Here is a 12043-nt window from a genome sequence, read left to right as displayed (position 1 = left end):
CACGCTTTCGGACTCAAAACCTACTCGCATGAACTTTCCTGTCCGAATCAGCCACGCTTTCGGACTCAAAACCTACTCGCATGAACTTTCCTGTCCGAATCAGCCACGCTTTCGGACTCAAAACCTACTCGCATGAACTTTCCTGTCCGAATCAGACCCGCTTTCGGACTCAAAACCTACTCGCATGAACTTTCCTGCCCGAATCAAACCCGCTTTCGGACTCAAAACCTACTCGCATGAACTTCCCTGTCCGAATCAGACCCGCTTTCGGACTCAAAACCTACTCGCATGAACTTTCCTGTCCGAATCAGACCCGCTCTCGGACTCAAAACCTACTCGCATGAACTTTCCTGTCCGAATCAAACCCGCTTTCGGACTCAAAACCTACTCGCATGAATTTTCCTGTCCGAATCAGCCACGCTTTCGGACTCAAAACCTACTCGCATGAACTTTCCTGTCCGAATCAGACCCACTTTTCAAAATACTAAAACAATTCATATCTTTCCTTTAAAAAAGCCACACTTTCATTAATATAAGGCTCCTTCGTTTCTTCTAATAAAATATTTATATAAGGTTTCTTTTCTTTTATCTGTTTTAAAATGAAATCATAGTTTAATAATCCCTTACCCACTGCAGTGGTTGTTAGTTGGTTATTTTGGATAATAAAATCCTTTGCATGCAGAACGACTACCCGATCACCAAATAACTCCATTGCTTCCTGAAAAATCTCATCCTGATTCTCATACGTATCAATCGTTAACAGATTTACTGGATCAAGAATAACTTGAAGATTATTCGAAGGGATGGTATCTAACAATCTCTTCATTAAACTTGGCGAATAGATAGGATGGTTCACACCTGCTTCAATACCAACGATCACACCAAATTTTTCAGCTTCTTGAACAAGTTCACGAACACTTTCAATTACTTCTAAAAACGGTTCCTCTTTGAAATTATCCTCTGTATAGATAATGTCTGCGTTTATATTACCCGTTTCGGTCGCAACAATACTGCACCCAAAATCCCTTGCAAAGCGGATATGCTCTTTAAATCGTTCGATTCCTTTTCTCCTCTCCACAAGGTCAGGATGGATCATATTAAAATAGCAACCTAATACAGCAATTTGGACATGTTGCTTCAAAAATTCATTCCCAATATATCTGGCTAAACCAGGACTTAAACTACCTAATTCTGTAGGAATATGATCGAATGATTTATTCAGCGCTAACTGTACAGATGTGAGCCCCTTCCCAGCTATTTCTCTTACTAACTCTTCTAGCGGACGGTTTTCAATATCATGAGCTCTAATACCGATATTCATTTCGTTCACCTCACCTTAATCTCTTAGATTCTGTGATATAAGTATTCTACTAATGAAAGAATGGCCATTGATTGTCCATATGGCATGGCCGTAACTGGAATTTGTTTATAAAACTCTTGTGTCTCTCCCATTGCAGTTCCAGCTGAAACGTTTTCTAATTCTCCATTTTCATTTATATTTTCAATGACGGCTGAAATAGCCTTTAATCCCATATTCAAATATCTTTTTGAAACATAGCGTTTACGAACAGATCTTAGCGTTCCATACGCAAAACCAGCGGTACAGGAGGCTTCCACATAGGAACTTGGATCTAGCAACAAGGTGTGCCATAACCCATTTTCATTTTGGCATAACTCAAGAGCGTCCAATTGTTGCTCCAGTGTATCCGTTAATACTTGACGAACAGCGTCTGTCTCATTTAAATCAACTAAATCTAGAAATTCCGGAATGGCAATGGTCACCCATGAATTTCCACGTCCCCATAACGCTTCAGCAAAATTGTGATTGCCTTCAAACGTCCAGCCATGGAACCATAAACCGGTCTCTTTATCAGACAAATATTTGATATGTATTAAAAATTGTTTTTTTGCCTCTTCCACATATTCGGGTTTGTTTAGCAATAAGCCGATCTTCGTTAGCGGTAAAACACTCATCATTAGCGTGTCATCCCATAATTGCTGATAGTTCTCGGAACCGAAAACTACGTGCTGAATTCCCCCACCCTTTGTTCTTGGCATATCATGATATAACCAGTCACCCCAAGTTTCTAAATAAGGAAGGTATGTGGGATTACCTGTTTCTTCATATAAATATGCAAGCGTTAACATTTGTACCATCGTGTTAACATTTTTCTCCACTGGAGGCTCTTTGAACTGATCGTCAAACCATTTGATGATAATTGATAAAATCTCTTCTTTTTTCGTTAATTTATAATATTTCATCATGCCATATAGGCCAACCCCTGCTGTCCATTCCCAATAATTAAAACTCTTGTTATCGATTTTTCTTCCATCTGCAAGTGGAATCGCATATTTCCCGTCTGGATCATTTAGGTTAATCAGGTTATCAATTAGCAGCTCTATTTTCTGTTCAATTTCATGTCTTTGCATGTTGATTACCTCCTTGTATATAGTTGGTTAAAGGAAATGTGTAAAAGAATACATGGTATAAAGATTCAACTCTATTATATGGAAACGAATTTATGGATAAAATTTAAAATTCAGTTTTTTTATAACAAAAAACAGTGTTTTAAATTAATTTTCCACCCCACGAGTTTTGTTGTACAAAAAAACCCCACCTTCTAAATAGAAGGTGAGATTTTTTCATCACTATTGAACGACTTCTTCTCCCTGATATATCCGATACGCTGGAACGATGGTGTCAGAGACTATTTCTTTTCCTTTTTCACGAATGAAGTCCAATTTATAGTAGGAATCAAATCGTTGGCTGATTTCTGTTTTCACCAGTTCGGGCGGTGTGACGACGATGAATTGGAATTTTAACTTATCGGCAACTGCAAAGATCGGGTCAAGGACATGTGTGGATGCAGCTTGTCCGAACGGATTATCACACACTAAAGGAACCCAGCTATGATCGGTTTCACTTTTAACTGATAATAACATCATCATCATAACCATTCGGGCTGATAACTTTTGTCCCCCACTGCCATCTGATTTTGTCTTAGATCCTTGATTAATGGTCTGCCAAGTAGAGTAATGCTCTCTTTGGGGTTTCCCATACATAAAGGCATTATCCGTTCTCATATTATAGACAAGTAACTCAGGATATCGATTTCTCAGTGATACAAACAAAATTTGCTCGTCACTAATAAGCTGTTTAATTTCCTGGTCTAATAATCGATTATGATCATCAATCATATCAAATTGCTTCGTAATTTTATTTATGGCCGATACAAAATGCTGCTTTAGGAGCGGTTCGATATCTTCCGCCTTTTTAGGCAAGATGTCTTCTTTTAATTGGACGAGAGGGAAAGATCCTCGTTCATTTTTCAGCTTCATTTTCGCAATCATGGAACGAATGGCTTCTGAAATACTCATTACTTTCATACTAGCTCGACTAGCCCAGAAGTTTTGAGCCTTTTCTGCCCTTTCTTTGTCTCGTTCTAATTGTTCCAAACCACTTTGTGAGAAGCGCTTCATATTTTTCACAATGCTTTGAATATGCGAGTAATGCCTTGTATCCATATGGTCTAATGTTGTTAAAACCTCATTCTTAAAACGAATCTCCCAATCTTTCCCTTCAATCGCAAGTTTTAAGTTACGCAAGGATTGGTCGATTTTCGCATGCTTTTCCTGTCCTTCTTCTTGAATCTCTTGATGTTCTTCACACCAGGATAAGATACACGCTTTCCCTAGAGTCTTAATTTTTTCTAGCTCATGATCGGTAAATGCTGCTGCCTCTTCCTTTAAGATCACTGATAGAGTTAACAAGTCTCCTTCATAACTTGCAATATTGGTTTCTGTTTCTTTCTGACGTTTTTCCGTCTTCTTTACTGAATCCTTCGTTATCTTCGTTTGGTCTTTTATTTCTACTTCCTTCACTTCTAAGTCAAGATCTGCCCATTCTTCAGGCTGTTTTTCATGCTTTGCTATCTTTTTGCCTGTCTTTTCGCGTTGTTCGGTCGCATGCTGCAAGGACGTTTCTGCTACCGTTACGGCCGTTCCTTGTTCACGCTCTTCCTTTTCCGCAGCCTTCGCTTCCTTCTGTGCCGTTTGCAGCATATTTTCTAATATGCTTATCGGTTCATCAGGTTCAGATGCCTTTTCCCATTCCTCATTTGCTGCTTTGAGTTTTTTCTCTAATTTTGTTTGCTGCTTTTGTTCGGTTTCTTTCTTTGCTTGAATAACGAGTAATTCTCTAGCTTGTTCTTCTTTTGATTTTTGAAGCTGTTTCAACTCTTCTATTCTCCCATTTATCTCTTCTAATAAATGAGTGGATAGGCGCGGAACTTCTTCGCTTTGGTCTACTTTTTCATCAGAAGGAAAAGCCGCTCCTTCAATAAAGAAGGCAATTTCCTTGATATTCTGTTCGGTTGTCAGTTTCCATTCTACATACGTATGATTCCACTTGGTTTGTAACTCCACGATCTGTTGGTGCTCTTTTCCTAATACTTGCTGCTGTAGGACCAAGGCTTCTGTTTGTTTCTCTTTTTCTTCTTTCACCCGTTTATTTTCTTGATGAAGAGTTTTTTCTTTTTCAAATTCCTCTAATGTTTCCACATCTTTTGTAAGTTTATCTATTTTTCGTTTTGTATGTTCCAATTGCTCTTTTAACTGAAGCTGTAATAGCTTTTCCTTTTCTTGCTGTATGGTGATTTCCTGTAAATTTGCTTTCTTAGCAAGAAGAGCGTTCTGTTCCTGATTTAGGTTTTTTTCAATATCACTTGATAACTGACCTGATAGAAACCGATCAATTTCTTTTAACATACGACGCAAAGAGTTTTCTGTTTTTTCAATCTCAATAAGTGTATCTTTCTTTTCTTCTATTTGTTTAGCCATACTAATTTTCCAGTGGGTGAATTGATTTTTATCCGATAACAGCTCTTTCTCGGTTCCGTTAATGATGACAAAGGATGGTTGGTGATTGTCGCTGTTCATTTCCTCACGCATAAAAATCGGTACCGGACTTTTAAACATTCTTCCTGATAGAACCTGCTGATTAATTTTTTGCCATTGATGCTGGCTTACGACTAAACCGTATGGAAGGAGCGGATACGATAAGCAATAGTTCGCCATATCCTCTGTACGTAATGATTGAAGAAACTGAGTACCATAAAACACATCAATACCTGTCTTCTCGTCGATCCATTCTTTTAATTCTTTCACATCTTTATTTGCAATCCAGAAACCCTCATCATTTAAGGAATGATCGAGCTGCGTTTCCCAAAGTTCTTTTTTAATTTGTTCCCCTTGTTGTTTGTTACCTGCCAGAAGTTCTTCTATCTGTAACGCATACTTTGATAAAAGCGAGTGAGTAAACGGTGCAGTAACATCATCCAATAAACCATGAAGTTTATCTAATAATTTTGATTCTCTTTGCTCTTGTTCGTCATTTGCTATCTCTAATTCCGTACACTTTTCTTCTGAAAACTGAATGGATTGGACAAGCGTACCATGGGAAGAGGCTAGTGAATTTTGCTTTTCACTAGATTCTTTATCTTTTGCTTGTATCTCTTCTAAGGTAGCCTTTTTATCCTCAATTTGTTTAGAGAAAGATTCAATCAAGCCCTTTAAGTCATACGTTAAGCGGTCACCAAATTCTTTGATGAGTGCTGCATCTTTTGATTCAAAGGCATGTATTTGCGTATATAAAAAATCCATCTCCGTACTAATTTGAGCAATTTCTTTTGTCTTCAGCTTATCCTGTTGCGTGAGCTCCGTTTCTTTTTTCTTTAGGAACTTCTGATAGCCCAAGTACTGCCTAACACCTTCTTGTATGGTTAAATAGGAATGCTCCCATTGTTGTGCTACTTCTTTTTTGATTTCATCCATTCTTTGATTCACTTGCTCTAAGCCACTGTTTTGTTCTAATATGGCAATTTGCTGTGACAGAGAACGAATTGTTTGTTCGTTTTCACTCCACTCTTTCAATAATAACTGAAAGACGAGTTGTTCTTTTCGTTCCTGTTTCTCTTTGACTATTTCTTGAGAGGAAGCATGTTTTTTTCTTTCTTCTACTAATTTCTTATCCCACGCCATTACCTCTCGATGAGCTTTTGCATACTCCAAATTATCTTTTTGATAGCGTAGGTCTTCTTGCTTGATTGTTAATTTCTCTATGTCTTTTTCTAAAGTAAGCAACATTTCCGTTTCTGATTGCTTCAAATGTTCTAATGCACCAAGCAGTTGCCTTCCTACCTTAATACTTTCCTGAACAATTTCTTTATGTTCGACCCCTTTAGCTAAATGCTCTTCAAAGGGAACAATATCTTCTAAAAATTCTTTATGGGCTTGCTCTCTTTTTAAAAGAACAGGCAGATCTTTTGCAATACTGGCCTGACTCTTAAAAATCTCAACTAGATCATTCTTTTGGTGTTCCGTTCGATGTAAGACTTGACTAACGGTAGGAATAATTCGTTTTTGGAAAAGGGAATGATCATCTTCGGCTCCCTCAAAGTATTTTCCTACTCCACCTTCATCCTTATTGATATCCTTCATAATGTCCCAATCTTTACGGTTAATTCCGTATGTATCAAGGATGCGATAGTGTTTCTTCATATCTTTATAAACGTCATATCCATTCCATTTCAAGTAATCCTTCAAGCTTTCACTGTCAGCAACCTCATCATTTTCATACAGTGGAATATGCTCGACGGCGGCCTCTTCTTTGCGTTCAAATTCTCTCGTGTAAAATGTAATATTGGGGAGAATTTTTGCTTCCTGTTCTAAAGATTTGCTTTCATTTCCACCTTCTTCACTCATCGAGATTCTCTGTTCAGCAGAGAACATGCCTCCCGTAATTAGATGTCTGCGATCGGCACCGTCTAATTCCCATTGAATGAGAACATGAAAGGTATAAGGAATAAACTGCTCTTTATTATTAAAGAAAAATTGTTGATAATAACGATTGTTTTGTTTTCCCCAAGACGTTCCAGGTTTGAGAATTTGAAAGACCGTTTGCAGGAACACACCTTTTCCGCCCCCATTCATCATAGCGATGAGACCATTGGTTGACGTTTCTTCATTATGGAAGTTAAAGGTCGTATCTTTATATTGCTTTTGCATGCCATCATACTTCAGGCCAACAATTCTAATTCGATGGATTTTCGGCATGCTCATTCTCCTCTGTAATCATTAATTTCTTTAGTATTTCGTATCGGTCATAATCATGATACAAGTATTCAATTCTCTCAAAAAGCTCTTGTTTTGGAATTACCTTTGGAATATCATCCCGATCAAGAATAACGATTAGCCCTTCCGTCTCTAATAACCGCATAGCGCTGGTTATTAATCCGATTCTCGTTCTTCTATTACCTTTTTTCATCCCATAATCCTCGGTGTCGACCTCCATGTATTTCCAGGTGGTCACCATTTCCTTCATATCCAGTCGTTCTTCTTCTCCGAAATTAGGTTTCGCTTTAAGAATTTTCTCCCAATTCATCATCAAGTCATTAACATACCGTTCCAAGGCATAGTAGCTAATGCCTTCCCGTTTCGTTCGAATTTTCGCCGCCTGGTTGCGATCAATGGATGCTAAGAAAGACATGATGATCACGCTGATCAGGTGAAAATGTTTTTTCGTTTCGATTTGGCGATGCTTCTCTTTCATATGTGTGAAATTTGTAGCAAATACCGAGCCAGTTGGCTGAACGACTAAATGGATACGTTTGGGTGATTCAATGATATACGTACCTGATTCGTCTGCTAATAATAAAACCATCTGTCTGACTTCCGGGTCAAAGAAGGTTTGGAAGTGTTCACTATTTTCGTCGATGACTTTATCTTTTAATAACGTAAAATAGACCGCTGACGCTTTTTTGATCGTTTCAGCATTCATCGCTTCTCCTCCTCTATACATATTTTAAAAGGGGTGATTTTTGTTTGATACCATACAAAAGGCTCCGCTCGAGGATCAAACATGGTAAAGATCTTCAACCCTTCAAACACTTGAAACTGTGGATATTCTTTCATTAATTTATGCAGAAGAATTTCTCTCTCATCACTCAGTGTTTCTTCCTTCCGGTGCAGCACTTGAACCTTTAACGGCTTTTTATCAAACATCATCCATAAATCAATCGTTTCAGATTCCTCGAACCACAAGTCTTGCACTTCCAAAGGCATGGTGGCGAGATCGGATAATGAAAACTCTCTGTTCGTTTGTAAAAATTGAAAAACATAACTCCACGCACTTATAACAGAATCCCAGTTCGTCACACGTGGACGAGTTTCGTTTTCTTCTGCTTCTTCTATCACTTCAACATCTGTTAGTTGTTGCTCATCGAATTCTTGTTCTCCCCAAATCCAATCAAGAGGCAAAATAAACTCATTCTTCGGTGAAAATATGGGAGAAAGGACGTTTTCTATGGCGCTAAAATCTTGAACTCCTTCTTTAAATAACCAATTTTCATACACATGCTCTCTAAAGGAAACCATGCTCTTTTCCCAGAACAATGAAGGATTTTCTGCTTTTAACTTCAGCTCATACGATATATTTTGAATAACGAGCTTCGCAAAACGATCATGTAATTGCCTTGTATGACCTATTTTCTCTTGGAGAAGAACCAATTCCCTTTGAATATAATCATCTGCTTCATTTCTACGTTTCGTTTTTTCTATCATACTAGTAATCGTACGGAAGTGATTTTTTTCCTCTTCAAATTGCTTTTCTATTTCCACACGATTGTCTGCTCTTTGCCTTTCCTCTTCAACCAATAAAATTTTGGGATTGTTGATCATTTCCTTTTGGAAGGTGAATTCATTTGCCATTAAGCGGTTTACTCGTGAAATGAGGTGATCGAGGTTTCGAGTAGCTTTTCTAAAATTACCGTTTTTAATCAACTGCATACTATAGAGTTGTTCAATCGTTATCGAGAATTCCTCAGCCATTTCTCGGCTCATAAATATCATTTCCTGAGCGACATCTGTTAATTTATAAACAATCGAGCCGCCTATTTCGAGATTCGTATATAATTCATCCATCGTGACATATCGGAAAGTTTGCGTTTCCCAAGATTGCCTTATTTCGTCGTAATATAAGGCTTCAAACGGCCTACTATACTCTTCTTTCCCCTGATATAAAAGCCCACTCGTGATTCGTTCAATCTGCTTATCGTCTGCTAAAAGTCTCATTTGTTTAATTGAATCTTCGACCATATACTTGATATCTGATTTGCTTCTATGATCATCATCATTTAGTTCTCTATAAAAGATGGTGAGGAGCACTTGCATGAGGATGGTTTGGATATGAGGTTTCAATTCCCCGACTTCCATTCCCCTTCCAAGTTCAAATAGAGGATTTAATCGCTGCATTCGTTGGGCGAAGCCTTCCCAAGATTCGTTCACATCCATCTCCTCCATGTTTCGATTGTTAACACTTCTTGTGGAATCCGCTTATTTTCCCGCCATAATTCTAGTAATACTGCTTGTTCTTCTTCAGTAAACCATTGGAAAAAGGAATCACGGTATTTCGGGTTTTGAGTCTGACCAGATTTCTGGTCATTTCTTTGTTCTAAACATTCAAGCATTTTCCGATATATCTTTAAGGCAGGCTGAATACAGCATTCCGGATACTTATCGATAAGCCGAACTAAGATCCCATATCCTGAGGCATCTAGATCTCCTGCGTAATAGAAAAGATAGGATTTTGGAGGAAACATTCGAAAGAAAAAGGAAAAACTACGTTCAATTTTTGTCCCTTCCCCATAAATAATGAGTTCAGGTTCATAATCCAGTACATTGGCTTCCAATAATTTAATGGAAGTATGAAAGAAAGATAGATTTTCAACAATGAGTACCCTCTGAATATCTTTTATTTCTTTTCCTTGTTTCATCCAAAATACAAAAGGCTCCCCATAGCTCACCATTTTCAGCTGCTCTTCTGATACTCCAATTCTAGCTAAAAAACCTTTTCCTTCGGGGAAACTGTCACCATCTAGTAAAAATTTTTCATGACTAAACAGTTCCAAGCTTCTTTCTTCAAATGAAACGATTTCCCGTTCCTGATCGCTTTGGAGAAAAGTATAAACATTCTGGATTCGATGCCATTCCTCAACCGTTTGCCATTCAGGATGACGTTCATAATAAGAAAAATCAAACTGATCACTTAACTTCATCATCTCAAGACGATCCCACTTGGTAGACTGAACTTTTATATTCACCCAATAATATAAGGGTAACGCCGGTGTTCTTCCGTTATATTGATTATTTTGAATAGGAATCAATTGTCCTTCTGCTTGCAAAAGTTCAATGGAACGAAAGAACAACGAATAACCATCCATCTCAAAATAATCATCCATCAACTTACGCAGCTGAAGCTCTAAATCATTAATATTAATCTTCTTTTTTTGTTTAGGGTGTTGAATATCTTCAATAAAACCTCTCACCCGTGTTTCAATGATATCTATAGTGCTCACCTACTTACTCTACTTCGTGTCAAACTCCTACTTCTATCCTATTTGGACATCCTTTTATTATAAACTAGTTGGTCTATGGTTTGTAAGTGAATTGTTGGTTAATAAAGTAGAGAAATTCTTTAGGATTATATTTTTTATCACAATAAAAAACGCACAAGTATACTCACTGTGCGTTTGAAAATTTTATAAATTTTTTTAATTATTTTATTGTGGCTTTATCAAATAGTCTAGCAACCTCAAGAATTTCTTCTTTATAGTTAAGAATATCATTAACTGAATCGATTTTAATATATGTTCTGTTAACATCATTTAATTGAATATACTTATTCGTACTGTTAAAACCTAAACGACAAACCCATTTTCTAATTGTGTCGTCTAACAACACATTAAAGTAACTTTTATTATCTCTATAGAAAACTCTTGAAGGGTCTATTTCTTCTTTTAGTATCAGCTTTATCAATACATAGCCTTCTATTTCCTCTTCTGTAGTATGTATTTCTTCTTCTGGTGACCTAGTATCATTAGTTAATTCAATACTCTCTTTTTCTTTCTCAACTTCAATGGCGGCATTTAGTGCTGTATTGTCGGTATTATCAGCAGACGAGTTTAGTGCCTTTTGTAGCTTATCATTTACCTTTTCATTGACAAATTGATTTAGGGATTTTTTCACTAACTCCCTGAAGTTGTCAATGACTTTTTTTGTTTTTACTCCTTGATATATTTCATTTAGAACTACTCTAATAAAGTCCTCAGAGGGTTCTTCCCATTGTTCAGTTAAGTACTTCTTAATTTCACCTGTATACTTTAACTCCGAGGCAGTCGTTAAAACATTTAATACATCAAAGTCACTCTTTCGGAACTTAGCTAATTCCGTTATATCAACATCTTTTAAGTCCAACATGTTTACAACAAAAAATGGTTTTTGATCCATTTTGTTTTGTTCATCCAAGTCAGTATAGAACTTATACTCAATACCATTTGTTAGGATAGCAAACTTTGCTTTTGTCGTTCCAAAATATCTAAAAAGCTGGGAGTCATGTTTCCCGAGTTGCTCGTTAACACTTTTAGCTTCTATTAAAATAACTGGTTCTTCACCCTGCATAATAGCATAGTCAATCTTCTCCCCTTTTTTTATCCCTACATCTGCAACATACTCAGGGACAAGTTCCTCAGGGTTAAAAATATCGTAACCTAAAGCTTGTATTAAAGGCATTATTAAAGATGTTTTAGTTGCTTCCTCTGTTTGAATATTACCCTTTATCCTTTCAATTCTACTTCCGAGACTTTTTATTTGCTGTTTAAATTCCTCCACATTTCTCACTCCCACACAGTTAGAATAATTTACCACTTATTATACCAAACTATGATACTAATGTCCGTGACATTCATGACTATTTAATTTTGTTTTATGAGTAAAAAGAATCTAATTTGTGGCTATCTGAGATTTTTGAACTTTGTATATAAATAGGAAGACCTAGCAACAATTAAGAGGAAAGAAGTTATAACAGAATTAGCTAATAATACTATAAAAAACCTCACTATACATGCCTTCACTGTTTTGGATTGTTTCCTTGGATAATCCTCTCATAACATGTATATAAAAAGGACATGCTTACTTTCGCAAACATGCC

At 36.9% G+C, this 12043-nt stretch carries 7 protein-coding genes; all 7 read right to left on the bottom strand.

The features are described from left to right. Positions 1–484 precede the first annotated feature (484 nt). A complete protein-coding gene (locus ACQ5H4_RS05990) occupies positions 485–1321 on the bottom strand; it encodes a sugar phosphate isomerase/epimerase family protein (protein ID WP_430774041.1) in 837 nt (278 codons plus the stop codon). Positions 1322–1344: 23 nt separating this feature from the next. Next, entirely contained in the window at positions 1345–2430 is a 1086-nt protein-coding gene (gene bglB, locus ACQ5H4_RS05985; protein ID WP_430774040.1) for a beta-galactosidase BglB, read from the bottom strand. 219 nt (positions 2431–2649) lie between these two features. Then, positions 2650–7113, bottom strand: coding sequence for a hypothetical protein (locus tag ACQ5H4_RS05980; protein ID WP_430774039.1), 4464 nt, complete (start codon positions 7111–7113; stop codon positions 2650–2652). Then, positions 7091–7837 (bottom strand): DUF6063 family protein, encoded by a 747-nt coding sequence (locus ACQ5H4_RS05975; protein ID WP_430774038.1) that lies wholly within the window; start codon positions 7835–7837, stop codon positions 7091–7093. Before ACQ5H4_RS05975 ends, ACQ5H4_RS05980 begins: the two co-directional genes overlap by 23 nt. Beyond that, a complete protein-coding gene (locus ACQ5H4_RS05970; protein WP_430774037.1) occupies positions 7834–9348 on the bottom strand; it encodes a hypothetical protein in 1515 nt (504 codons plus the stop codon). The genes ACQ5H4_RS05975 and ACQ5H4_RS05970 overlap by 4 nt, the downstream gene beginning before the upstream one ends. Continuing rightward, positions 9339–10412, bottom strand: coding sequence for a Wadjet anti-phage system protein JetD domain-containing protein (locus ACQ5H4_RS05965; RefSeq protein ID WP_430774036.1), 1074 nt, complete (start codon positions 10410–10412; stop codon positions 9339–9341). The genes ACQ5H4_RS05970 and ACQ5H4_RS05965 overlap by 10 nt, the downstream gene beginning before the upstream one ends. Before the next feature lie 199 nt (positions 10413–10611). After that, positions 10612–11724, bottom strand: coding sequence for a type I restriction endonuclease (locus tag ACQ5H4_RS05960; protein ID WP_430774035.1), 1113 nt, complete (start codon positions 11722–11724; stop codon positions 10612–10614). Positions 11725–12043 lie beyond the last annotated feature (319 nt).

The organism is Bacillus coreaensis (genome assembly GCF_050586445.1).
GTDB lineage: Bacteria > Bacillota > Bacilli > Bacillales > Cytobacillaceae > Robertmurraya_A > Robertmurraya_A coreaensis.
This window is presented reverse-complemented; position numbering and strand designations above follow the sequence as displayed.